The following is a 25,040-nucleotide window of genomic DNA, read 5'->3' as shown; positions in this document are numbered from 1 at the left end:
CGGCGTCATCTCCTGTCCCCCGGGCATGGCCCGGCGCTACCGTGCATTATTCTGCGATGACCGTTCCCGTTGCCCGCCTCTCCAGCTTCTACCTGTTCTACTACGCGGCGCTCGGTGCGTTCACTCCGTACTGGAGCCTGTTCCTGACGGCGCGCGGCATGAGCGTCACCGCCATCAGCGTGATGATGGGCCTGTGGTATGCCACCCGCGTGGTCGCCCCCAGCATGTGGACCACCCTGGCCGCAGCCTCACCACGACCGATCCGCCTGCTGCGGCTGGGGTGCGTGCTGGCGCTGATCAGTTTCACCGCCTTCCTGCTGCCGCTGCCACAGCCATGGATGTACCCGGCGATGGTCGTGTTCTGCTTCTTCTACAACGCGGTGATGCCGCAGTTTGAGTCGATCACCCTCACTCACCTCGGCAGCGACAGCCATCGCTACGGCCTGATCCGGGTCTGGGGCTCGCTCGGCTTCATCGCCATCGTGACCCTGTTCGGCTGGTTGATCGAGGGCGATGGCAGCGGCAACCGCGCCGCGCTGCTGCCGTGGCTGATGCTGCCGTTGTTTGTGTTGATGGTGGCCTCGGCCTTCAGCAACCACTATGCACGTGACATCAGCAAGGCCGACGGCGATGCCACTGGCTTCTGGCAGATCGTGCGCCGGCCACCAGTGCTCGCGTTCTTCCTGGCCGCGTTCATGGAGCAGCTGTCGTTCGGCCCGTACTACACGTTCTTCTCGGTCTACATGGACCACCACGGCTATCGCACCTCCACCCTCGGCCTGCTGTGGACCATCGGCGTGGTGTTCGAGGTAGGCGTGTTCTTCACCATCGGCCGCTTCTTCCGCCGCTACGACGCCAGCTGGATGCTGCTGATCGCGCTGGTCAGCTCCTGCCTGCGCTGGGCGGCGACCGCGTTGTTCCCGCAGAACCTGCCGGTAATGCTGGTCGCGCAGAGCGCCCATGCGCTCGGCTTTGCTGCCTTCTTCGCGGCTGCGATGCAGATGCTGGCGACCTATTTCCCCGGCCGCCTCAATGGCCATGGCCAGGGCCTGCTGTACGGATTCTCGTCCGGTGTCGGCGGCGTGCTGGGCGCGCTCATCGCCGGCCAGCTGTGGAAGATCGACGATGGCCGCACTGCATTCCTGGCCGGCAGTGCTTTCGCCCTGATCGGTGCCCTGCTGTGCTTCTTCTCATTGAGCCTGCCGCTGATCCGCGCGAGACGGCGGCGTCGCGCGCACTGACCATGCGCCAGGTCAGCGCTGCTGCAGAGCCTGCTGCAACGAAGGCAGCAACACACGGTTGCCGTGAGCGCTGAGATGATCACCATCGAAGAACAACGGTCGACCATCGCGCTGTGCTGGACATAGCACGTCATCGCACAGCACCGGCATCGGGTCCCACAGCACGCCGCCCGGCAGGCCATCGACCACTTGCCGCAGGCTGCCCAGCATCGGCGCACGCAGCGTTTCCATCGCCTCGCGCGTGCTGTCCAAGCCATTGCGGCAGATCTCGTTGCGCGCATTGAAGCGATCCGAACAGCGATACGGCGGCGCCGGCAACACCGGCTTGGGCGCCTCCAGCACTATACGTACACCGCGCTCGGCCAGCGGCTTCCACTGGGTGATCGCCTCTGCCACTTCGGCCTCACGTCCTGCAGCGGCTTCCGGGGTCAGCTCGCCTGCCAGCTGCGCCTGCGCATCGAACAACACGAACTGATCGGACAAGCGCGGTATCCGCAGCGACACCAGTACCACGGCATCACCTGGCTGCGCTCGCTGCGTGACGTCAGCGAGCATCGCTGCGTCGAAATCAGTGCAACCGGCACCCGCGCCGCGCCACTTCTGCAGGCTCACCTGCGGGCATCCACCTCGTCCATAGAGGACGACCTCCGAGCCGGCCTCAAGCGCCAGCCGCTGCAGCAGCTCGATGTAAGCCATCGCATGCGAATCACCGGCAACAAAGACCCGCTTTGGCGCGCCGGCCGACAGCGGCCGTTCGCAGGCGCCACGGGCATAGGTCCGCATGCTGCCACCTGCGAAGCGTTGCTTGTCCGTCACCAATGCACAATGAGGATAGTCGCCTGACACGCTCTTGCCGTTGGGATACCAGTCGGCCGGATGCCGGCTGACCGTGCTCAGTGATATCCGCGATGCCTGCAGGTAGAGCAGCGTCTGGGTGCCGGCCGCGACCATCAGAATGGCCGCGCCTGCCAGCACCCAACGACCTGGGCGCACGCGTTGCGCCAATGTGCCGCGGAACGGTTGCTCCACCCAGCGCCACGACAACCATGACAGCAGCAATACCAGCGCCATCGCCGTGGTCATCTGCAAGGGGGTCTGCAGGCCTACGGTCCAGCGCATCAGCACGAATACCGGCCAGTGCCACAGGTACAGTGAGTACGAGAGCAGGCCGATGTAGCGCATCGGCTTGCTGACCAGCAGGCGTGCCACCCAGGACCGCGGATGATGATGGAGCGCCCACAGCAGGCCTGCCGCAGCGAAGGTCGGCAGCAGGCCGTCAGGCCACGGCGAACGTCCGGCCCGTGCGGTCCACAACGCCCAACACAGCAGGGCAAGCGCCACCATCGCAAGCAGCGAGAACACGGGGGCGGCGCGCTTCAGTGCAGCCGTCGTCACTGGATCCTGTGGCTGGCGAACATGCAGCACCTGGAACAACAGTACGCCAACACCCAACTGCCACAGCCGCGTACTGGTGGCGTAGAACGCCCACGATGGAGGTGTCTCGCGCAGGCCCAGCACCGCCGCATGCAGCAGCGACGCCACGCTGACCACGGCAAACAAGCCCAGGCTCATCCAACGCCCGCGCGCGCCGCGTGCCCAGGCGAGGAACAGCAGCGGGAACAGCAGGTAGAACTGCTCTTCCACGCCCAGCGACCAGGTATGGGTGTAGGGATTGAATTCGGCCTTGGGCGCGAAATAATCGTTGCCGATCAGCGCCAGTACCCAGTTGCTGAAGCCGAAGAACGCCATCAGCCCGGTCTTGTCACTGGCCTCGCTGAGCCAGGACTCGGGAATGAACAGCACGCTGGCAACGGCGGTCAGCAGCAGGCAGCTGATCAGCGCAGGTGCGATGCGGCGGATACGGCGCGAATAGAAGCGCAGCATCGATTGCCACAGCGACAACGGTGGCAGCCGGTGCACCGACGCGCTGACCACGAAACCGGAGATGACGAAGAACACATCTACGCCAGTAAACCCGCCCGGCAACCAGGCCGGGTCCAGGTGGAACACGATGACGGCCAGCACGGCAATCGCGCGCAGACCGTCAATGTGCGGCACGTAGCCACGGATTGGTTCAGCGGTCATCCCTTTCCCCACAACCGCGGAGGCAGCGCCATCCGCGGTGGTTGCGTCCTTACCAGACCAGGTCGTCCGGCACCTGGAACTGCGGGTCGGCGTATGGATCTTCCTCGGCCGGCGCGTTCGGATCGACCTTCAGCGCCACCGACGCGGCAAACACTGCCTCGGACTGCGCCAGCACTTCGGCGGTGACCAGCAGGTAGCGGCCATTGAGCTGGACCACGCCCAGTTCACCTGCATTGAGCGCAGTCAGCTGCTCGGCAGTCACGTAGATGCGCTTGATCTTGCCGCCATACGGGAAGTGGCGGGCAATGTCGGCATCCTCGGCATTCAGGCCCTTGTCCTTCAGCAGCTCTTCCAGCTTGGCCTTCGCCTCGCGGCGCACGCGCGCTTCTTCCTGCTTCAGGCGCTCTGCCTGGATCCGTTCTTCCTTTTCCTTCTGCGCACGGATGGCGTAGGCCTTGGCCAGATCCATCTCTTCGGCACTGCGCGGCTTGCGCGGGCCCTGCTGCCCCTGGCCCTGGCCACGCGCCTGGCCGCCGGGCTTGCCGGCTCCAGCGTGGTGACCATGGCCACGGCGCTCGCCGGGCTTGTGCTCGCCCTTGCCTGCACCCTGCGGCTTTCCATTGCCATTGCCGCCCTTGCCCTGCGGGCGGCCGTCACGGCGAGGGCCATCATTCTTGCGCTCGGGCTTGGGCGCCGGCTTGAAGCCCAGGCCCATCAGCTGGTCGCGGAGGGTATCGCTCATAGAGTTCGGATCAGTAGTGCGGCGGCGGCGGTTCGCTCGCCGGATCGGAAGAATTCAGTGCGTTGCGGACCTTGCCCAGGTCTTCCAGCAGCACGCGCAGCACGTCGGCGTTGCGCATGCCCTGCATGCGGGCATCAGCCAGCGCATCGCTCAGTTCGGCAAGCGCCTGTTCCTGGAAGGACACGCGCATTTCAAGCTCGACCAGGCGCGCTTCCAGCGCCTGCTCACGTTCGGTCGGCAGCTCAGACATGCAGCGAACGCCCCCGGCCGATACCGTAGTACGCCAGGCCTGCGGCTTCCACCTCGGCCGGCTCGTACAGATTGCGGCCATCGAACACCGCCGCGTCCTTCAGCTGCTCGCGCAGCTTCTGGAAATCGGGGCTGCGGAACTGCTTCCATTCGGTCACCACGACCAGTGCGTCGGCACCCTGCAGCGCTTCATCAGCGCTGTTGCAGAACACCAGGTCGTCGCGCTCGCCGAAGATGCGCTGCGATTCATGCATCGCTTCCGGGTCATATGCACGCACCGTCGCGCCACCTTCCCACAGCTGCGCAAGCAGGCGACGGCTGGAGGCTTCGCGCATGTCGTCGGTGTTCGGCTTGAAGGCCAGGCCCCACACGGCAAACGTCTTGCCGCGCACGCCTTCGTCCTCGCCCTTGTCATAGTGGCGCTGGATGAGGGCGAACAGATGGCCCTTCTGTGCATCGTTGACCGCTTCCACGGCGTTCAGCAGCTTCGGCTCGAGGCCGTACTGCTGCGCGGTGCGGGCCAGCGCCTGCACATCCTTGGGGAAGCACGAGCCGCCATAGCCGGCGCCCGGATAGATGAAATGCCAACCGATGCGCGGGTCCGAACCGATGCCCTGGCGGACCTGCTCGACATCTGCACCGACACGCTCGGCGATGTTGGCGATTTCGTTCATGAACGAAATCTTGGTCGCCAGCATCGCGTTGGCCGCGTACTTGGTCAGTTCGGCCGAACGTACGTCCATTTCCACCACACGGTCGTGGTTGCGGTTGAACGGCGCATACAGACGGCGCATGACCGCCACCGATTCTTCGCTGGTCGCACCGATGATGATGCGGTCCGGGCGCATGCAGTCGGCAACCGCATCGCCTTCCTTCAGGAACTCCGGGTTGGACACCACGTCGAAGGCGATGTCCGCATTGCGCGCAGCCAACTCTTCGGCAATGGCCGCGCGCACCTTGTCGGCGGTGCCGACCGGCACCGTCGACTTGTTGACCACCACGGTCGGCACACTCATGTGCCGGCCGATGGTGCGGGCCACGGCCAGCACGTACTGCAGATCGGCGCTGCCATCCTCGTCCGGTGGCGTGCCTACGGCGATGAAAACGACCTGGCCATGGTCGATGGCGGCCGCGGCATCGGTGGTGAATGCCAGCCGCAAGGCGGCATGGTTGGCCTTCACCATGGGCTCCAGGCCCGGCTCGTAGATCGGGATGATGCCCTGGTTGAGGCCATCCACTTTGGCCTGGTCGATATCGACGCAGACCACCTGATGACCCACATCGGCCAGGCAGGTACCGGTTACCAGTCCAACGTAGCCGGTACCAAAAATCGCAACGCGCATATCCGTATTCGCTCCTGGATGACTTACGGCAGGACGCCCAGCAGCTCGACGTCGAAGGTCAGAGTTGCGTTCGGGCCGATCGGGCCACCCGGGGTGCCGTTTTCGCCATAGGCCAGGTTGCCCGGGATCCAGAAGCGGTACTTCGAGCCGACCGGCATCAGCGCGACGCCCTCGGTCCAGCCCTTGATCACCTGGTCCAGACCGAACTCGGCCGGCTGGCGGCCGTAGGAGCTGTCGAACACGGTACCGTTGAGCAGCTTGCCTTCGTAGTTCACGCGCACCTTGCTGCTCGGCAGCGGGCGCTCGCCGCTACCCGGGCGGATCACCTGGTACTGCAGGCCCGAGGCGGTGGTCACCACGCCCGGCTGGGTCTTGTTCTTGGACATGAACGCATTGCCTTCCTCGCGGTTGGTCTGCGCGGCGGCGGCGGCCTTGGCCTGCATTTCGGCCTGCTTGGCACCCATGAACGACTGGATGGTGGCGGTCGCGTCAGCTTCCGTCATCTTCGGCTGGCCCTTGCTCAGGCCGGTGCTGATCGCGTCAAACAGCGAGGCGACGTCGATGTCGTCCTTCAGCTGCGCCAGCGACGGACCGACCGAATAGGAACCGATCATCTGCGACACCTTGACGCGGTCCACTTTCGCCGGCTGCGAGCCCGGCGCCATGCCCGGCACCTGCTGGCCGCTGCGGGCCATCACCACCTGGCGCAGTGCGGCATCGGTGGCCTTGGCCTGTTCCTGGGTGATCTGGGGCTGCAGGCCTTCGAAGGAGCGCTCCACGGCGGTGCGCAGGGCAGCTACGTCAATCTCATCGGCAATCGGAGTGAACGACTTGGCCACGTCCAGGCCAATGGCGTAGCCGAGCTTCTGCTTGGGGGAATTCAAGGTTGCGGTCTCCTTGGCGGCTGCGGGGGCAGCCGGTTGTTGCGACAGAGCGACACCCGAAGTGCCCATTGCCAGAATCAGAACCGACGCCGCGGCGCCGCGCATTCCCATCTTCATTCGCTGCATTCCTGAAAGTGTCCGGGCGCCGACGTCGGCGCGAAAAGAGTCATTGTCGCACGCATGCCGTCGATGTCGAGGCATACATGCCGGATATCAATGCGTGGCGGTAGCGGCCAGCGCCTTGTCGATGGCGGCGGTGAGCTGTGCATCATCCGGCGTCACCTTGCTGGCGAACTGGGCGATGACCTTGCCATCGCGGCCGACCAGGTATTTGTGGAAGTTCCAGGCCGGGGCTACGCCGGTGGCTGCGGCAAGGCGCTGATAAAGCGGCGTTGCCTGCTCCCCCACCACATGCACCTTCTCGAACATCGGGAACTTGACGCCGTAGGTCAGGGTGCAGAAATCCTGGATCTGCTTCTCGTCGCCCGGCTCTTGGCCCTTGAAATCATTGGACGGGAAGCCAAGCACCGCGAAGCCACGCCCCGCATAGCGCTTCTGCAGCGCTTCCAGCCCTTCGTACTGCGGGGTATAGCCGCACTTGCTGGCGGTGTTGACCACCAGCAGCACCTGCCCGTGGTAGCGCTGCTGCAGGTTGACCTGCTGCTTGCCGGCCAGCGGCCGGTAATCCAGGTCGAGCAGATCGGCAGCAAGGGCACTGCCGGAACCAGCAGCGCCGGCCACCATCAGGACCAGCAGGTACAGACCGCGCAGGCGGCGCGGGGAAACAGTCGGCAGGGGCATCAGGAGCGGTCCGCGGTAGCCATTCAACAGGGGCCCGGCCAGCACCGGCCGGGGATCGGCCGAACTATAGCACCGGGCTCCGGCGCCCCTGATGGCACAGGCCCACCCGGGCTTTGCGCGGCGTGGCGAATGCGCCGCCCGGGCGCGATCGACGGCGCAGTGATGACATAGCATGGACATCACTGAATGCAAGGCGGATGTGGACTGCCCCCTGCGACAGTTTTATTTCTCTTTTAAATCAATTGAATAAAGGGATATTTCAGCAATCTGACCACCCCTGCCATCAGTTGGGGACGGTAGGGGGTTGCACGTAGGCGTGCCGGTGTTATAGTTGCATACAACACCAGTCACCTGAGACAGGGGGAAGCCATGAACGTCCGGATACGTCGCAACCTCACCGCACCCGCGGCCGCTGCCGTTTCGACCCTGATCGTGCTGGCCTGGCTGGCCGCGCCAACCTCCCCCGCCTCAACCGATAGTGCGCAGGACGCGACCGCTTCACCGGCAGGCAATGCTGCCCCCTCCCCCTCCCCCCCGCGTCGGCTGCACAGCTCCCTGTCCATGCCGTACTTCTCGTTCGCCCAGCCGCTGACCCCACGGAGCTGAATATGAGCGACATCCAGTGGAGCGACGGTGCTCCCATCTACCGTCAGTTGAAGGAGCGCGTGATCGCCATGATGCTCGACGGAATCCTCAAGCCGGGCGATGCCCTGCCTTCGGTGCGCCAGGTGGCCGCCGACTACCAGCTCAACCCCATCACCGTTTCGCGCGCTTACCAGGAACTGGCCGACGAAGGCTTGGTCGAAAAGCGCCGCGGGCTGGGCATGTTCATGACCGAACAGGCGGCCACGCAGCTGCGCAGCAGCGAACGCGAACGCTTTCTCAATGAAGAATGGCCAGCGGTCCTGGAGCGCATCCAGCGCCTGGGCCTGAGCCTCGACGAATTGCTGCCCCAGGGGAAATTCTGATGAATGCCAGTCCCACTACTGCTGCACCCGGCGATGCCGTCATCACCGCCAAAGGCCTGCGCAAGGCCTACAAGACCACCGTCGCCCTCGACAACGCCAGCTTCAGCATTCCGAGCGGGCGCATCATCGGCCTGATCGGTCCCAACGGCGCCGGCAAGACCACCGCCCTGAAGGCCATCCTCGGCCTGACCTCGGTGGAAGGCGAGCTGAGCGTGCTCGGCCGCGATCCGCGGCTGCACCGCGATGAGCTGATGAACGACATCTGTTTCATCGCCGACGTGGCCGTGCTGCCGCGCTGGTTGAAGGTCCGTGAGGCGATCGATTTCGTTGCCGGCGTCCATCCGCGCTTTGACCGCGCCCGCTGTGAGCGCTTCCTGGCCAACACCAAGCTGCAGCCGAAGCAGCGCGTGCGCGAACTGTCCAAGGGCATGATCGTACAGCTGCACCTGGCGCTGGTGATGGCCATCGACGCCCGTATCCTGGTGCTGGACGAGCCCACCCTGGGCCTGGACATCCTGTACCGCAAGGAGTTCTACCAGCGCCTGCTGGAAGACTACTTCGACGAGCAGAAGACCATCATCGTCACCACCCACCAGGTGGAAGAGATCGAACACATCCTCAGCGACGTGATGTTCATCCGTGACGGCCGCATCGTGCTTGATGCGGAAATGGACGAAGTCGGGCGGCGCTACACCGAACTGCTGGTCAACGCCGACCAGCTGGACACCGCGCGCGCCCTGAAGCCGATCGACGAACGCAGCCTGACGTTCGGCAAGACCGTGATGCTGTTCGATGGCGTGCCGCGCTCCCAGCTTTCCACCCTTGGCGAGACCCGCAGCCCGGGCCTGGCCGACCTGTTCGTCGCCATCATGAAGGGGACCTACGCATGAATGCCGTCAACCACCCCGTCAGCCCACTGGGTACGCTGCGCTGGCTGCTCAAGCGCGAGTATTGGGAAAACCGCGGCGGATTCCTGTATGCCCCGCTGATCGCCGGCCTGATTTCGCTGGTGATGAGTACCGTCGGCATCGCCTTCGGCCTGTTCGCGCTGAACCGTGCGGCGCGTAACGGCGCGCTGCATGTCGATGGCGAAAGCGTGAACGTCAACGGCCTGGACCTGGCACTACTGACCCGCAACATCGACAGCAAGGACCTCACCGACCTCGGCAACGGCCTCGACCTGACCCTGGTGCTCAGCTCGGCATGGCCGTTCCTGGTGCTGGCCTTCGTGGTGTTCTTCTACTGCCTGGGCGCCCTGTACGACGACCGCCGCGACCGCAGCATCCTGTTCTGGAAGTCCTTGCCGCTGTCGGACACGCAGACCGTGTTGTCCAAGGTGATCAGTGCACTGGTGGTGGCACCGCTGATCGCGGTGATCGCCGGCATCATCACCATGTTCGGCTTCATGCTGATCATCAGCATCGTGGCCCTGATGCATGGTGGCAGCCCGATGACCCTGATCTGGGGTCCGGCCAGCCCGCTGACCCTGGCCGCCGGCCACCTGTCCTGGATTCCGGTCTATGCCCTGTGGGCATTGCCTACCGCCGGCTGGCTGCTGCTGTGCTCGGCCTGGGCCAAGAGCAAGCCGTTCCTGTGGGCGGTGATGCTGCCGCTGTTTGCCGGCGTCATCGTCAGCACCACCAAGATCATGCCGCTGTTCGGCCTGAGCACCGGCTGGTTCTGGCAGAACATCGTCGGCCGCCTGCTGCTGGGCGGCGTGCCGGGCATGGACCTGGTGTACCGCCTCAGCGCCGGTTCGCGCCGTGACCTGGATTCGGTGGTCAGCCTGATGTCCCCGGCTTCGCAGCTGAAGTCACTGGCGATGCCGGAACTGTGGATCGGGGCCGCCGTCGGTGCGTTCTTCATCTTCCTCGCCATCCGCCTGCGCAAGCGCGCCGGCGAGATCTGATTCCATCCACCCGGAGGCACCACCCATGCGTTCCCTGATCGCCTGTACCGCGTTGTTGCTGTTGCCGCTGTCGGCCCTTGCGACCGATGCACAGAACTGCAAGTTCACTGCTGCCCGCACGTTGAAGCTGGACGTGGCCGGTGCCAAGGCGGTGGTGTTCGAGGTCAACCAGCACGACCTGAAGGTCGTTGCCAGCGCCGGTGGTGGCCAGCTCGACGGCCGCGCCTGTGCCTCCAACCAGGAATGGCTGGACCAGCTGGTGCTGGACCAGCGCAAGGTGGGCGACAAGCTGGTGGTCAGCCTGCGTCGCGAGGGCCGCATCAGCAACATCAGCCTGGGCAACAGCTATGCCTGGCTGGATATCCGCGGCAGCGTGCCGGACAACCTGCCGCTGCAGGTCAAGGTCGGCTCGGGCGACGCCAGCGTTGAAAACGCGCAGTCGTTGAGCGTGGACGTTGGTTCCGGTGACGCCGCCGCCCGCGGCACCCGGGGCAGCATCCATGCCGCAGTGGGTTCGGGCGACCTCGACATCGACGGTGGCAGCTCGCTGAACCTGCTGTCGCTCGGCTCGGGCGACGTTACTGCGCGCAACATCGGCGGCGATGCCAGCACTGGCACGGTCGGCTCCGGTGACCTGAAGATCACCGACGTGCGTGGCAACGCGCGGCTGGACACCGTCGGCTCGGGCGACATCGAGTTCAAGCGCGTGCAGGGCAATGTCGAGGTGGGCGTGGTCGGCTCCGGCGGCGTCGACTTCACCGACATCGGCGGCAATGTGCACGTCCGCAGCCATGGCTCGGGCGACATCCAGGTCGATGGCGTGCGCGGCAGCCTGACCGTCGACCACAGCGGCAGCGGTGACGTCGGCCACCGCAATGTCAGCGGCAAGGTCACCCTGCCGCGCAACAAGTAACTTCCAGCCAACCGATCCCAGGGGAATACCATGAACCTGTTGCGCCTGCTGCCTGCCACCCTGTTGTGCCTGCCGCTGATCGCCTGTGGCGGCACCTCTTCCTCGCCTGACAAGACCGTCGGCAAGAGTGTTGCCGAGGCCACCAGCGGCGTCGGCGAGACCGTCAAGGACGCCATGAACGATGCCCGCAAGGACATCGCCCAGGGCAACATCAAGATCTCCGCCGACAAGCAGCCGCGCGCAGAAATCACCCCGGACGGCCACCTGCTGATCGCGGGCAAGGACGTCGCCGCCAATGACGCGCAGCGCCGCCAGTTGCTGGAGTACCGCGGCCACGTGGTCGCCATCGCGATGGACGGCATGGACGTCGGCCTGGCCGGTGCCAAGCTTGGTGCCAGTGCCGCCGGCGAGGCGCTGAAGGGCATCTTCAGCGGTGACAGCGAAGGCGTCGAGAAGCGCATCAACGCCGAAGCCGCCAAGATCGAGGCCCAGGCCAAGCGCATCTGCGACCGCCTGCCCGCGATGCTGGCCAGCCAGCAGGCGCTGGCGCGCGAACTGCCGGCATTCAAGCCCTACGCGACGATGGACCAGAGCGACGTGGACGACTGCGGCAAGGACACCGGCAAGGGCCACACCGTCAATCTCTGACTGCGGCAAATGAGCGCACCCGGCCGGCAGCGCGCAAGCGTTGCCGGCCGACGCTGCCTGCGCGGGCTTACAATGGCGGCCCCGGATGCACCCGATCAAACCGCCATGAAGAAACTGTTCCTGCTGCTGGCCGCCCTGCTCTGCCTGGGCCTGGTTGGCTGTGACAAGGATTACCGCAACCACCGCGCCGAGCGCGGCAAGCCCAAGATTTCCGTGAGCGAAGGCATGGTCACCGTGCGTCGCCCACCCGCGCCGAACATCATCATCCTCGCCGATGGCACGATGAAGATGGACGAAATCCAGATTCCGCTGGACGACGCGCAGAAGCAGATGCTGCAGACCATGTTCGGCAAACTGCAGGTACTGCGCCAGAACACTCTGGTGGCGGCCCCGGCCGATCCCAACATGCAGCCAGTGAAGATCCAGCCGCCCGAAGGCATGGAAGTGATTCCGTCCGATCTGATCCAGCGTATCCCCGAGTTCAAGGACTACACCGACACCTTCGGCAACATCGTCGCCGACCGTCGCTGAAAAAAACGCCGCCCGAGGGCGGCGTTTCTCATTGACCCGGTAGCACCGGTAGATCAACCGCCCGCGCCACCACCACCGGCCTGGATGCCACCGGCAGTCAGCGCGGTCGGATCCAGCAGGCGGCGCAGTTCGGCTTCGGCCAGGCCGCTGTCTTCCAGCGCCACGTCCAGCACCGGGCGCTGTTCCTTGTAGGCGCGCTTGGCGATCGCCGCAGCCTTCTCATAGCCGATGATCGGGTTCAGTGCGGTGACCAGGATCGGATTGCGTGCCAGCGCCTCGGCCACGCGGTCCTCGCGCACCTTCAGTCCGGCAATCGCGCTGTCGGCCAGCAGGGTGGACACATTGGCCAGCAGGCCGATGCCATCGAGCAGGTTCACCGCGATCAGCGGCAGGGTGACATTGAGCTGGAAGTTGCCGGTCTGGCCAGCCACGGTAATTGCAGTGTGGTGGCCGATCACCTGCGCACAGGCCATCACCGTCGCTTCCGGAATGACCGGATTGACCTTGCCCGGCATGATCGAGCTGCCCGGCTGCAGCGCCGGCAGTTCAATCTCGCCCAACCCGGCCAGCGGACCGGCGTTCATCCAGCGCAGGTCATTGGCGATCTTGATCAGTGCCACCGCCAGCGCATTGAGCTGGCCGGACAGCTCCACTGCATCGTCCTGCGCGGCCAGGCCTTCAAACTTGTTCTCGGCGCTGTCGAACTTGAAGCCCGTCTGCTGCTTCAGCGCCTTGGCCACCTGCGCGCCGAAACGCGGGTCGGCGTTGATACCGGTGCCGATGGCGGTGCCACCCAGCGGCAGCCGGCGCACGCGCTTGAGACTGTCTTCGATGCGCTCCTGGGCCGAGGCCAGCTGCGCCGACCATGCACCGAATTCCTGCTCGAAGGTGAGCGGCATCGCATCCATCAGGTGGGTACGGCCGGTCTTGACCACCTTGCGCAGGCTGCGGCCCTTCTTGTCCAGGGTCCTGCGCAGGTGTACCAGCGCCGGCAGCAGCTGCTCGTGCGTCGCAAGCACCGCCGACACGCGCAGTGCGGTCGGGATCACGTCGTTGGAGCTCTGCCCCTGGTTGACGTGGTCATTGGGGTGCACGGCGGTCTTGCCCGCCTTGCCGGCACGGTTGGCCAGGGTGGCAATGACCTCATTGGCATTCATGTTCGACGACGTGCCCGAGCCGGTCTGGTAGACGTCGATCGGGAAATGCGCGTCCCAGTTGCCGGCGGCCACTTCGGCGGCAGCGGACTGGATGGCCTTGGCCACGTTCTTCGGCAGATGGCCCAGCTCTGCGTTGACGCCCGCGGCGGCGCCCTTGACCAGGCCCAGCGCGCGGATGAAACCGCGCGGCATGCGCTGACCCGACACCGGGAAATTCTGCACGGCACGCTGGGTCTGTGCGCCCCACAGGGCGTCCGCAGGCACCTGCAGCTCGCCCATGCTGTCGTGTTCGATTCTGAAACCCTTGCTTGCAGCTTTGCTCATTGCATCAACTCCGCACTACTTCAGTTGGGGAAAGGGAAGCGGCGGCTGGCAGGGTGTCGCTTCCCGGGCTGGCGGCTGCGCCAACGATACTCCCTTGCCGGTGACACGGGATGACGGGGACGGGCCAGATCGTTTCATCCGCAGGGCCGTTGTGCGTGCGCAAGGGTAGTGCCGGCCGCTGGCCGGCAATCCATGGAAGCGTGGACCGGGCGTGGTTGCCGGCCAGCGGCCGGCATTACCTGACCGGCACGTCGTAGAATATGGCCCCCGCCGCTCGTCCCAGCCCTGCCGACATGTCCGATTCCGCCCTGCTCGCCCTGTCCCCGCTTGATGGCCGCTATGCCGGCAAGGTCGACGCCCTGCGCCCGATCTTCTCCGAGTACGGCCTGATCAAGGCCCGCATCACGGTCGAGGTGGAATGGCTGCTGGCCCTGGCCGCCGAGCCGGGCATCGTCGAACTGGCGCCGTTCTCCGACGCCGCCATCGCACGCCTGCGCGCCCTGGCCAGCAGCTTCAGCCCGGCCCAGGCCCCGCGGGTGAAGGAGATCGAGCGCACCACCAACCATGACGTCAAGGCGGTGGAGTACTTCATCAAGGAACAGCTGAAGGACGACGCCGAACTGGCCCCAGCCCTCGAATTCGTGCATTTCGCCTGCACCAGCGAAGACATCAACAACCTCAGCTACGGCCTGATGCTGGAACAGGCGCGCCGCGAGGTGCTGCTACCGACCCTGGACGGCATCGCCAGCACCCTGCGCGCCCTGGCCCACACCCAGGCCGGCCAGCCGATGCTGTCGCGCACCCACGGCCAGACCGCCTCGCCGACCACCCTGGGCAAGGAACTGGCCAACGTGGTCGCCCGCCTGGAGCGCCAGCGCCGGCAGATCGCCGCGGTTGAACTGACCGGCAAGATCAACGGCGCCGTCGGCAACTACAACGCGCACATCGCCAGCTACCCGGATGTGGACTGGCCGGCCTTTGCCGAGCGCTTCGTGACCGGCCTGGGCCTGGTGTTCAACCCGTACACCACGCAGATCGAGCCGCACGACAACATCGCCGAGATCGGCGACGCCGCACGCCGCGCCAACATCATCCTGATCGACCTGGCCCGTGACATCTGGGGCTACGTTTCGCTGGGCTACTTCAAGCAGCGCCTGAAGGAAGGCGAAGTCGGCTCGTCGACGATGCCGCACAAGGTCAACCCGATCGATTTCGAGAATGCGGAAGGCAACTTCGGCATCGCCAACGCGCTGTTCGAGCACTTCAGCGCAAAGCTGCCGATCAGCCGCTGGCAGCGTGACCTGACCGATTCCACCGTGCTGCGCGCGCTGGGCACCGCATTCGGCCACAGCCAGGTGGCACTGGATTCGCTGGCCAAGGGCCTGGGCAAGCTGGAAGTGAACCCGCAGCGCCTGGACGCCGATCTGGATGCGGCGTGGGAAGTGCTGGCCGAGGCCGTGCAGACGGTGATGCGCCGTCATGGCCTGCCGAACCCGTACGAGCAGCTGAAGGCACTGACCCGCGGCCAGGGCATCACCGCCGAGTCGATGCGTGCGTTCGTGCAGGGGCTGGAGCTGCCGGCGGATGCGAAGCAGCGCCTGCTGGAGATGACCCCGGGCAGCTACACCGGTCTGGCCGAGTCGCTGGCGAAGAAGATTTAAGGGGTTTCCTTGCGGCGGCGGCCGCGGGCGCTGCCTGCGGCAGGCTTTACTGCAACGGCAACAGCAACTGCAACGTCAAAGGCGGCTCTGGGTTATGCCGTGCTTGGCGGGGCGGGTTGGTTTCGCGGGGGACGCCGTGAACCCGTCCCTGGGGGCTTGGCCGCGGCATCCATGCCGCGGACACCCCCGCGAACCCAACCCGTCCCACCTCTGACAGATTCCCGGTGACGGATCGAAGAGCGTTGGGTTGTCGGGACGGAATTTTGAAAGAGGGACGCGGCTTCGCCGCGTCCCTCTTTCGTTTGTCCGATGGGGTCAGATCCCTTTTCCATCGGAAAAGGGTTCTGACCCCACGAGCGCAGGAGCATGAGCAGGAGCAAGCGCAGCGCGCGACCCGCTTTTGCCTTGCTTTTCTTCTTCCATTCCGTGGCGGACCCCGCAGGAAACTGTCAGGGGCCGGGCGGGTGGGCCATGCAGGGGCGTTGGCGCCATGGATGGCGCCATCGAGCTTACAGGGGTGAGGGCGCTTTGCTTGCGAAGCAATGCTTCGCGAGCGACCGAACGCCCAGCCGCCAGCGGCTGGGCCGGGCCCCGGAGGGGGACTTGCAGCTTCCCCTGCATGGCCCACCCGCCCGGCCAAGCGCGGCTTTTGCTTGTGAACCTGACCGCCACGAGGGGCTCAGCCGTTGGCCGGACACCCCGCGACAAACCCGCGCACGTGCGCAATCCCGGCGAACGTCGGACAATGGAGGCCTTGGCGGCCCGCCGCGCCGCCCCTCCCGCTTTCCGCTGCAAGGATTCCCCCATGGCCGCCCGCAAGTCCTCCGCCCCCCTGATCGAAGTCACCGCCCGCCGCGGCCAGCCGCTGGGCATGGCCCCGGCCACCTTCCTGCGTGACTTCTGGCAGAAACGCCCGCTGCTGATCCGCAACGCCTTCCCGGATTTCCAGACCCCGGTGCAGCCGGAAGACCTGGCCGGACTGGCCTGCGAAGAAGGCGTGCTGGCGCGCCTGATCGAGCATGACAAGACCCAGGACGGCTGGCGCGTGCGTACCGGCCCGTTCCAGGAAGAGATCTTCCCCGCCCTGCCCGACCGCGACTGGACCCTGCTGGTGCAGGACGTGGACAAGTGGGACAAGGACGTGCGCGCGCTGATCGAACACTTCAGCTTCCTGCCGCGCTGGCGCATGGATGATGTGATGATCAGCTTCGCCGCCACCGGTGGCTCGGTCGGCGCCCACGTCGACCAGTACGACGTGTTCCTGCTGCAGGCCCAGGGCCACCGTCGCTGGCAGATCGATGCCAGTGAATCGATCAAGGGCAAGCAGCCGCCGCTGGGCTTCCGCCCCGACGTGGAGCTGAAGCTGCTGAAGGTGTTCAAGCCGACCCACGATTGGGTGCTGGCGCCGGGCGACATGCTGTACCTGCCGCCGAACGTGCCGCACCATGGCGTCGCCGAAGACCCCTGCCTGACCTTCTCGTTCGGCATGCGCGCGCCGTCCTCGGCCGAGCTGATCAGCGACTACCTCGACACCCTGATCGCCGATGCCGACGAGAACATCCGTTACCAGGATGCCGATCTGAAGGTGCCGGCCGACCCGAACGAAATCGATACCGTGGCGATGGCACGGGTGATCACCGCGCTCAACGCCATCCGCATGAACGACCCGGACAAGCTGGGCGACTGGTTCGGCCGCTTCATCACCACCTACCGTGCCGCCGGCGAAGTGATGCCCCACCAGGCTGCTCCGGCCCCGGAGGAAGTGGTCGAGGCGCTGGCCTCCGGACTGTTGCTGCAGCGCCACCCGTGGGCCCGCCTGGCCTGGCGGCGGGCCAAGCGTGGCGCCAGCCTGTATGTCAGCGGCCAGGACTTCGCGCTGCCGGTCAAGGACGCCCAGCGCCTTGCCGGTGCCGAACAGCTGGATGCCACCGCTTACCGCGGCCTGTCCGACAAGGGCCGCGCTGCGGTCCAGCAGCTGCTGGTCGGCGGTGTGTTCCAGCTGATCGACCCGAACGAGATGTATGAGGCCGAAGACGAGGATGACGATGAGGATGCCGTGGTGCTCGGCGAAGTCGTCGAAGGCCGTGACCGCGTGGATGTGATCGACGCCGACGCGGTGTCCGACGATGTCCACTCCGTGACCGTGCACGACGACGGCATCGAGGTCATCGTCAACTTTGAGGACGACGAGGAAGACGACAGCGACGACGGCCGCGGCTGAGCCATGACCGTGATCCGGGTCCAGCAGGTCAGCCACGCCGATGCCCATGCCGCTCTCCACGACGTGCGCCAGCGCGTGTTCGTGCAGGAACAGGGCATCGCCGCCGATCTGGAGCGCGACGCGCTGGACCCGGTCAGCGCCCATGTGCTGGCGCTGGATGGCGACGGGCAGCCGGTCGGCACCGGCCGACTGGCCCCGGACGGCCGCATCGGCCGTATGGCGGTACTGGCCAGCCATCGCAGCCACGGGGTGGGCGAGGCTCTGCTGGAGGCGCTGGTCGAGGCCGGGCGGCGGCTCGGCCTGGCCGAGCTGCACCTGCACGCCCAGCTGCCCGCCCGCGATTTCTATGCGCGCCAGGGCTTCCTGCCCGAGGGCGAGGTGTTCGAGGAGGCCGGCATCGGCCACCAGCAGATGCGCCGCCGGCTGAGTGCCGCCAGCGCCATCGACAGCCGCGCCGAGGCGCTGGCCATCACCACCGCCATCGTCCATCGCGCCCGCCGGCAGCTGTGGCTGCACAGCCGCCAGCTGGATCCGGGCCTGCTGGATGCGCCGCCGGTGCAGGCGGCCCTGCGTCGCTTCGTCACCGCCCGCCACGACAAGCAGCTGCGGGTGATCGTGCACGATGCGGCCGCGATCGCCTCGGCCGGCGCGCCGCTGCTGGCGCTGGCCCAGCGCCTGCCAAGCGTGATCCAGTTCCGCGAGGTCACCGACCCGGTCGACCGTGCGCTGGCCTCGGCCTGCCTGCTCAACGATGCCGGCGACTTCTACTTTCGTCTGATCGGGCACCAGCTCGACGGCGAGGCCGGCATCGCGCTACCGGCACGTTCGCAGCCGTTCGAGCAGCAATTGCAGCGCGTCTGGGACCGTTCGCGCGATTGCAGCGAACTGCGCGCGCTCGGCATCTGAGCCGGCGCAGCTGATCCAACCTGTCTGGAAGCGGCACCGGGGGACGCGCGATGCCCTTGGTGGTGCCCCTTCGTGTCCGGTTGGGGGTACAATTTGGCTGTTTGAACGCGCCCGTGCATGGCTATTCATCTTCGTGCCGGGTCCTTCTGAAGCCATACCCCACAAAGCGAATCAGCACCCTCCATCGTGGACAATCAACTGAAGCAGTTTGCGCAATCTTCGCAACTCGCCGGCGGCAACGCCTCCTATGTCGAGGACCTGTACGAGCAGTACCTGGTCTCCCCGGATAGTGTCGATCCCAAATGGAAAACCTACTTCGACGGCTTCAAGGGCCGCGAAGCAGGTGACATTCCCCACTCGGCTGTCATCTCCCACATCGCGGACGCGGCCAAGGATGCGCTGAAAGCTGGCACCGGTACCGGTGCAGGCGACGAGCGTGAGCGCAATGTCGGTCGCCTGATCACCGCCTACCGTTCGCGCGGTCACCTGGACGCCCGCCTGGATCCGCTGGGCCTGGCTGCTCCGGTCAACACCCCGGACCTGGGCCTGCCCTTCCACAACCTGTCCGATGGTGACCTCAACAGCGAGTTCAGCACCGGCGGCGTGGGTGGCCAGCCGCGCATGAAGCTGCGTGACCTGCTGGCGCGCCTGAAGGCGACCTACACCGGTTCGATCGGTGCGGAGTTCATGCACATCTCCGAGGTCGAGCAGCGCCAGTGGATCTACAGGAAGCTGGAACTGGCCGGTGGCAACTACCAGCTGGACGCTGACACCCAGCGCCGCACGCTGGAGCGCCTGACCGCCGCCGAAGGCCTCGAGCGCTACCTGCACACCAAGTACGTCGGCCAGAAGCGCTTCTCGCTGGAAGGCGGCGACTCGCTGATCCCGATGATGGACACCATCATCCGCAGCGCCGGCAAGGATGGCGTCAAGGACGTGGTGATCGGCATGGCCCACCGCGGCCGCCTGAACGTGCTGGTCAACACCCTCGGCAAGAACCCGCGCAAGCTGTTCGACGAATTCGAAGGCAAGTTCGAGCACGACGAGCACGCTTCGGCCGGCGATGTGAAGTACCACATGGGCTTCTCCGCCGACGTGGCCACCGAGGGTGGCCCGGTGCATCTGGCCCTGGCGTTCAACCCGTCGCACCTGGAAATCGCCGACCCGGTGGTTGCCGGCTCGGTGCGTTCGCGCCAGGAACGCCGCAAGGACACCGCACGCAAGCAGGTGATGCCGATCCTGATCCACGGCGACGCGGCCTTCTCCGGCCAGGGCGTGGTCATGGAGCTGTTCCAGATGTCGCAGGCCCGCGGCTTCGCCGTCGGCGGCACCGTGCACATCGTGGTCAACAACCAGGTCGGCTTCACCACCTCCAATCCGCAGGACACGCGCTCCACGCGCTATGCCACCGACGTGGCGAAGATGATTGCCGCCCCGGTGCTGCACGTGAACGGCGATGATCCCGAAGCGGTGGTGTTCGCCGCGCAGCTGGCGTTCGAGTTCCGCCAGAAGTTCGCCAAGGACGTGGTCATCGACCTGATGTGCTACCGCCGTTGGGGCCACAACGAGGCCGACGAGCCGGCGATCACCCAGCCGCTGATGTACCAGGTGATCCGCAAGCACGCCACCACCCGCGAGATGTACGCCGAGCAGCTGGAAAAGGCAGGCGTGATCGCCGCCGGCGCCGGCAAGGCGATGGTCGATGCGTACCGCGAGAAGCTCGATGCCGGTGAAGTGACCACCGAGCTAGCCAAGGTCGAGAAGACCCCGCCGAGCAGCCCGCTGTTCGTCGATTGGCCGAAGCTGCTGGAAGGCAAGCTGTCCGATCCGATCTCTACCAAGGTCGAGAAGAACAAGCTGGTCGAACTGGCCAAGCTGATCAACACCGTGCCGGAAGAAGTGCAGCTGCACTCGCGCGTGTCCAAGGTCTACGACGACCGCCGCAAGATGGCTGCCGGCGAGATCCCGGGCGACTGGGGCTTTGCCGAGAACCTGGCCTACGCCACCCTGCTGGATGAAGGCAGTGCGCTGCGCCTGGTCGGCCAGGACGTCGGCCGCGGCACGTTCACCCACCGCCACGCGATCCTGCACGACCAGAAGACCGACAACTACTACCTGCCGCTGCGGCAGCTGGTGGATTCGCCGGAGAAGGCCACCGTCATCGATTCGCTGCTCAGCGAAGAAGCAGTGATGGCCTACGAGTACGGTTTCTCGACCACCGATCCGAACACCCTGTGCATCTGGGAAGGCCAGTTCGGCGACTTCGCCAACGGCGCCCAGGTGGTGATCGATCAGTTCATCGCCGCCGGCGAAGCAAAGTGGGGCCGCATCTCTGGCCTGACCCTGCTGCTGCCGCATGGCTATGAAGGTCAGGGCCCGGAACACAGCTCGGCGCGCCTGGAGCGCTTCCTGCAGCTGTGCGCGCTGGAGAACATGCTGGTGGTGGTGCCGTCGACCCCGGCGCAGGCCTTCCACATGCTGCGTCGCCAGCAGCACCTGACCACCCGCAAGCCGCTGGTGGTGATGTCGCCCAAGTCGCTGCTGCGCCACAAGCTGGCCGTGTCGACCCTGGACGAGCTGGCCAATGGCGAGTTCCAGCACCTGATCGGCGATGCCAATGCCGATGCCAAGAAGGTCAAGCGCGTGGTGCTGTGCTCGGGCAAGGTCTACTACGACCTGCTGGAAGACCAGACCAAGCGTGGCCAGGACGACGTGGCGATCATCCGCGTGGAGCAGCTGTATCCGTTCCCGCGTGCGCTGCTGGCTGCCGAACTGAAGAAGTACGGCAAGGCCACCGACGTGGTGTGGACGCAGGAAGAACCGCAGAACCAGGGTGCGTGGTACCAGATCCGCCACCACCTGCAGTTCTGCCTGGCCGATGGCCAGAACCTGCACTACGCCGGTCGCGCACGTTCGGCTTCGCCGGCTGCCGGTCACATGGCTGACCACGTCCGCGAACAGCAGCAGCTGGTCGCCGATGCACTGGTCAACCCGTTCAACGACTCGTTCGCTGAATAACTCTCCCCCTATTTAGAAGACAAACCAGGAAGCTCCCGCATGGCCACCGAAGTCAAAGCCCCGGTACTGCCCGAATCCGTCGCCGACGGCACCATCGCCACCTGGCACAAGAAGGTGGGCGACGCCGTCAAGCGCGACGAAAACCTGCTTGACCTGGAAACCGACAAGGTCGTCCTGGAAGTGCCGTCGCCGGTCGATGGTGTGATCAAGGAAATCAAGTTCGCCGAAGGCGCGACCGTGACCTCCAGCCAGGTCGTGGCGATCATCGAAGAAGGCGCCGTGGCCGCTGCTCCGGCGCCGGCCGCTGAAGCCGCTCCGGCTGCTGCCGCCGCTCCGGCCGCTGCTGCTCCGGCTGCCGCCGCTGCTCCGGCCCCGGCTGCCAAGTCGGCCGCCGACGCGCTGCCGCCGGGCGCCCGCTTCACTGCCATCACTGAAGGCGTGAATCCGGCCGACGTCGATGGCACCGGCCGTCGCGGCGCGGTTACCAAGGAAGACATCGTCAACTTCGCCCGCAACGGCGGCGCCGGCAAGGCCGGTGGCGCACGTCCGGAAGAACGCGTGCCGATGACCCGCATCCGCAAGCGCATCGCCGAGCGCCTGATGGAGTCGAAGAACTCCACCGCCATGCTGACCACCTTCAACGAAGTCGACCTGTCCAAGGTGTCGGCGGCGCGCAAGGAACTGCAGGACGAGTTCGTCAAGGCACACGGCATCAAGCTCGGCTTCATGAGCTTCTTCGTGAAGGCCGCCGCCAACGCGCTGCAGCGTTTCCCGCTGGTCAATGCCTCCATCGACGGCGACGACATCATCTACCACGGCTACTCGGACATCTCGATCGCCGTGTCGACCGAGAAGGGCCTGGTCACGCCGGTGCTGCGCAATGTCGAGCGCATGTCGTTCGCCGACATCGAACGCACCATCGCCGACTACGCCAAGAAGGCCCGTGACGGCAAGCTGAGCCTGGAAGAACTGCAGGGCGGCACCTTCACCGTGACCAACGGCGGCACCTTCGGTTCGCTGCTGTCGACCCCGATCATCAACCCGCCGCAGAGCGCCATCCTGGGCATGCATGCCATCAAGGAGCGTCCGATCGCCCAGAACGGCCAGGTCGTGATCGCGCCGATGATGTACCTGGCGATGTCCTACGATCACCGCATCATCGACGGCAAGGACTCGGTGCAGTTCCTGGTGGACATCAAGAACCAGCTGGAAAACCCGGGCCGCATGCTGTTCGGCCTGTAAGAAACCTCCCGCCCCTCCGCGCCTGCGCGGAGGGGTTCTGGTAATGCATCAAGGAATAATTCAATGGCTGAACAATTCGACGTCGTCGTCATCGGTGCCGGCCCGGCCGGTTACCACGCTGCCATCCGCGCCGCACAGCTGGGCCTGAAGACCGCCTGCATCGACGCAGCGCTGGGCAAGGACGGCAAGCCGGCCCTGGGCGGCACCTGCCTGCGCGTGGGCTGCATCCCGTCCAAGGCGCTGCTGGATTCCTCGCGCCAGTTCTGGAACATGGGCCACATCTTTGGCGACCACGGCATCAGCTTCAAGGATGCCAAGATGGACGTCGAAGCGATGGTTGGCCGCAAGGACAAGATCGTCAAGCAGTTCACCGGCGGCATCGCCATGCTGTTCAAGGCCAACAAGGTCGCCACCTACTACGGCTTCGGTGAACTGCAGCCGGGCAACGTGGTCAAGGTGAAGCAGCACGACGGCTCGGAAGTCGAGCTGAAGGGCACCAACGTCATCATCGCCGCCGGTTCGGATTCGATCGAACTGCCGTTCGCCAAGTTCGACGGCGATACCATCGTCGACAACGTCGGCGGCCTGGACTTCACCGAAGTGCCGAACCGCCTGGCCGTAATCGGCGCCGGCGTGATCGGCCTGGAACTGGGCAGCGTGTGGAAGCGCCTGGGCGCTGAAGTCACCATCCTCGAAGCACTGCCGGAGTTCCTGGCCGTGGCCGACGCCGAAGTGGCCAAGACCGCTGCCAAGGAATTCAAGAAGCAGGGCCTGGACATCCGCCTCGGTGCCAAGGTCTCCAAGACCGAGATCACCGGCAAGGGCAAGAAGAAGGAAGTCGTTGTCACCTACACCGACAGCGAAGGCGAAAAGACCCTGACCGTGGACAAGCTGCTGGTGGCCGTCGGCCGTCGCGCCGCCACCAAGGGCCTGCTGGCCGAAGGCACCGGCGTCAAGGTAAACGAGCGTGGCCAGATCGAAGTCGATGCGCATTGCCACACCGGCGTCAACGGCGTGTGGGCAGTGGGTGACTGCGTGCGCGGCCCGATGCTGGCGCACAAGGGCTTCGAGGAAGGCATCGCGGTGGCTGAGCTGATCGCCGGCCTGCCGGGCCACGTCAACTTCGACACCATCCCGTGGGTCATCTACACCGAGCCGGAACTGGCATGGGTCGGCAAGACCGAAGCCCAGCTGAAGGCCGAAGGCATTCCGTACAAGGCCGGCAGCTTCCCGTTCGCCGCCAACGGCCGTGCCGTGGCGATGATCGAGCCGGCAGGTTTCGTGAAGATCCTGGCCCATGCCGAAACCGATCGCATCCTCGGCATGCACCTGGTCGGCGCCAACGTCTCCGAGCTGGTGCACGAAGGCGTGCTGACCATGGAGTTCAGCGGCTCGGCCGATGACCTGGCCCGCATCTGCCACGCCCACCCGTCGCTGTCGGAAGTGATCCACGACGCAGCGATGGCGGTCAGCAAGCGCGCGATCCACAAGGCGAACTGATCTGCATCCAGTTGGGTGCCGACCGTTGTTCGGCACACTCCAGCCAAGAAAAAACCCCGCCTCGGCGGGGTTTTTTCTTGGCGCTGATGATGTAGAGCCGAGCCCACGCTCGGCTATCCCGGGAAAAGAGCCGAGCATCGGCTCGGCGCTACACCTTTCCAGCCGGCTTCTTCGGCGGATCGTCACAGATCCGGTGCTGGACCACGGTTTCACCCGCCTTCCATTCCTTCACCACCCGGCAGTGCTCCTTGGGTTTGACCGCCTTGGCCGCCGCAGCATCCGCCTCATCGGCAGCCGCGGTCTGCTGACGTTCCAGCCACACCGAGGGCGGCACTGGAGGTGCGGCCAGTACCGGGGCCGCCAACAGGGCCAGACCGACCAGCAGCACTGTCCTCATGCGGGCACCGGACCGCCACCGAGCAGGCGTGCCGGCAGCATGAACAGCGCGCGCAGGAACGCGAACAGCGCCGAGAAGGTGATGCCGACCAGGCGGAACGGCAGACTCAGCAGCCAGACGAACGGCCAAGCGATGAGGGCGAGGATCGCCAGCGGCCAGCACAGCACGAACAGCAGGCACCACACACCGAGCGCGAACAGGGTCTTCATCACGGTCTCCTTGTGGCGGCACCTTGCCGCCTGCGGACACCTTGGCGCCCTGCTCTGGCCGCGTGCAAACGGTTTGCGACGAAACCCGGGC

The 25,040-nt window shown here is 65.8% G+C and carries 22 protein-coding genes; 13 read left to right on the top strand and 9 right to left on the bottom strand.

Annotation, left to right across the window (positions count from 1 at the left end; translation table 11 throughout):
- Positions 1-56 precede the first annotated feature (56 nt).
- Entirely contained in the window at positions 57-1,241 is a 1,185-nt protein-coding gene (locus V9K93_RS12845; protein ID WP_136638277.1) for an MFS transporter, read from the top strand.
- A 12-nt stretch (positions 1,242-1,253) separates the two neighbouring features.
- Here V9K93_RS12845 and V9K93_RS12840 read toward each other — a convergent pair whose 3' ends face one another.
- The 6 genes from V9K93_RS12840 to V9K93_RS12815 form a co-directional block, all read right to left on the bottom strand.
- Positions 1,254-3,326: an acyltransferase family protein gene (locus tag V9K93_RS12840; RefSeq protein WP_136638278.1), complete on the bottom strand. Its 2,073-nt coding sequence runs from the start codon at positions 3,324-3,326 to the stop codon at positions 1,254-1,256.
- 49 nt (positions 3,327-3,375) lie between these two features.
- Positions 3,376-4,068, bottom strand: a complete 693-nt coding sequence (locus V9K93_RS12835; RefSeq protein WP_046982649.1) for a DUF2058 domain-containing protein — start codon at positions 4,066-4,068, stop codon at positions 3,376-3,378.
- Positions 4,069-4,078: 10 nt separating this feature from the next.
- Complete coding sequence (locus V9K93_RS12830) at positions 4,079-4,318, bottom strand: SlyX family protein (protein WP_046982650.1); 240 nt, start codon at positions 4,316-4,318, stop codon at positions 4,079-4,081.
- Complete coding sequence (locus tag V9K93_RS12825) at positions 4,311-5,660, bottom strand: UDP-glucose dehydrogenase family protein (RefSeq protein WP_046982651.1); 1,350 nt, start codon at positions 5,658-5,660, stop codon at positions 4,311-4,313. The genes V9K93_RS12830 and V9K93_RS12825 overlap by 8 nt, the downstream gene beginning before the upstream one ends.
- 23 nt (positions 5,661-5,683) lie before the next feature.
- Entirely contained in the window at positions 5,684-6,661 is a 978-nt protein-coding gene (locus tag V9K93_RS12820; protein ID WP_046982652.1) for an FKBP-type peptidyl-prolyl cis-trans isomerase, read from the bottom strand.
- Positions 6,662-6,757: 96 nt separating this feature from the next.
- The gene (locus V9K93_RS12815; protein WP_337302656.1) at positions 6,758-7,345 is read right to left on the bottom strand and encodes a glutathione peroxidase; all 588 of its coding nucleotides are present in this window, start codon (positions 7,343-7,345) and stop codon (positions 6,758-6,760) included.
- A 608-nt stretch (positions 7,346-7,953) separates the two neighbouring features.
- Here V9K93_RS12815 and V9K93_RS12810 point away from each other — a divergent pair.
- The 6 genes from V9K93_RS12810 to V9K93_RS12785 all read left to right on the top strand — a co-directional run bounded on the left by V9K93_RS12810 (position 7,954) and on the right by V9K93_RS12785 (position 12,314).
- A complete protein-coding gene (locus V9K93_RS12810; protein WP_012511573.1) occupies positions 7,954-8,313 on the top strand; it encodes a GntR family transcriptional regulator in 360 nt (119 codons plus the stop codon).
- Entirely contained in the window at positions 8,313-9,203 is an 891-nt protein-coding gene (locus tag V9K93_RS12805) for an ABC transporter ATP-binding protein (RefSeq protein WP_136640066.1), read from the top strand. The genes V9K93_RS12810 and V9K93_RS12805 overlap by 1 nt, the downstream gene beginning before the upstream one ends.
- A complete protein-coding gene (locus V9K93_RS12800; protein WP_046987454.1) occupies positions 9,200-10,222 on the top strand; it encodes an ABC-2 transporter permease in 1,023 nt (340 codons plus the stop codon). Before V9K93_RS12805 ends, V9K93_RS12800 begins: the two co-directional genes overlap by 4 nt.
- A gap of 25 nt (positions 10,223-10,247) precedes the next feature.
- A complete protein-coding gene (locus V9K93_RS12795) occupies positions 10,248-11,135 on the top strand; it encodes a DUF4097 family beta strand repeat-containing protein (protein WP_337302655.1) in 888 nt (295 codons plus the stop codon).
- 30 nt (positions 11,136-11,165) lie between these two features.
- A complete protein-coding gene (locus V9K93_RS12790; RefSeq protein WP_046987456.1) occupies positions 11,166-11,783 on the top strand; it encodes a YggN family protein in 618 nt (205 codons plus the stop codon).
- Between the two features lie 105 nt (positions 11,784-11,888).
- Positions 11,889-12,314, top strand: a complete 426-nt coding sequence (locus V9K93_RS12785; protein WP_041864559.1) for a hypothetical protein — start codon at positions 11,889-11,891, stop codon at positions 12,312-12,314.
- Between the two features lie 53 nt (positions 12,315-12,367).
- On the opposite strand, the gene V9K93_RS12780 is transcribed toward V9K93_RS12785, so the two are convergent.
- Positions 12,368-13,795, bottom strand: a complete 1,428-nt coding sequence (locus tag V9K93_RS12780) for a class II fumarate hydratase (protein WP_136640067.1) — start codon at positions 13,793-13,795, stop codon at positions 12,368-12,370.
- A 293-nt stretch (positions 13,796-14,088) separates the two neighbouring features.
- Between V9K93_RS12780 and purB the strand changes: the two genes are divergently transcribed.
- The 6 genes from purB (at position 14,089) to lpdA (ending at position 24,343) form a co-directional block, all read left to right on the top strand.
- A complete protein-coding gene (gene purB / locus V9K93_RS12775) occupies positions 14,089-15,456 on the top strand; it encodes an adenylosuccinate lyase (protein ID WP_337302654.1) in 1,368 nt (455 codons plus the stop codon).
- 805 nt (positions 15,457-16,261) lie between these two features.
- Entirely contained in the window at positions 16,262-17,677 is a 1,416-nt protein-coding gene (locus tag V9K93_RS12770) for a ribosomal protein uL16 3-hydroxylase (RefSeq protein ID WP_295380472.1), read from the top strand.
- A 9-nt stretch (positions 17,678-17,686) separates the two neighbouring features.
- On the top strand, positions 17,687-18,583 hold the full coding sequence (locus V9K93_RS12765) for a GNAT family N-acetyltransferase (RefSeq protein ID WP_295380474.1): 897 nt from the start codon (positions 17,687-17,689) through the stop codon (positions 18,581-18,583).
- Positions 18,584-18,769: 186 nt separating this feature from the next.
- Positions 18,770-21,601 carry a 2-oxoglutarate dehydrogenase E1 component gene (locus V9K93_RS12760; RefSeq protein WP_337302653.1) on the top strand — a complete coding sequence of 944 codons (2,832 nt, stop codon included), beginning with the start codon at positions 18,770-18,772 and terminating at the stop codon, positions 21,599-21,601.
- 39 nt (positions 21,602-21,640) lie between these two features.
- Positions 21,641-22,843 (top strand): dihydrolipoyllysine-residue succinyltransferase, encoded by a 1,203-nt coding sequence (gene sucB / locus V9K93_RS12755; protein WP_012511581.1) that lies wholly within the window; start codon positions 21,641-21,643, stop codon positions 22,841-22,843.
- Positions 22,844-22,906: 63 nt separating this feature from the next.
- Positions 22,907-24,343 carry a dihydrolipoyl dehydrogenase gene (gene lpdA, locus V9K93_RS12750; RefSeq protein WP_136639877.1) on the top strand — a complete coding sequence of 479 codons (1,437 nt, stop codon included), beginning with the start codon at positions 22,907-22,909 and terminating at the stop codon, positions 24,341-24,343.
- Positions 24,344-24,491: 148 nt separating this feature from the next.
- On the opposite strand, the gene V9K93_RS12745 is transcribed toward lpdA, so the two are convergent.
- The gene (locus V9K93_RS12745) at positions 24,492-24,740 is read right to left on the bottom strand and encodes a hypothetical protein (RefSeq protein ID WP_337302652.1); all 249 of its coding nucleotides are present in this window, start codon (positions 24,738-24,740) and stop codon (positions 24,492-24,494) included.
- A complete protein-coding gene (locus V9K93_RS12740; protein WP_337302651.1) occupies positions 24,737-24,949 on the bottom strand; it encodes a hypothetical protein in 213 nt (70 codons plus the stop codon). The genes V9K93_RS12745 and V9K93_RS12740 overlap by 4 nt, the downstream gene beginning before the upstream one ends.
- Between the last annotated feature and the right edge of the window lie 91 nt (positions 24,950-25,040).

Source organism: Stenotrophomonas sp. CCNWLW162 (assembly GCF_037203745.1).
Classification (GTDB): Bacteria; Pseudomonadota; Gammaproteobacteria; order Xanthomonadales; family Xanthomonadaceae; genus Stenotrophomonas; species Stenotrophomonas maltophilia_AQ.
This window is presented reverse-complemented; position numbering and strand designations above follow the sequence as displayed.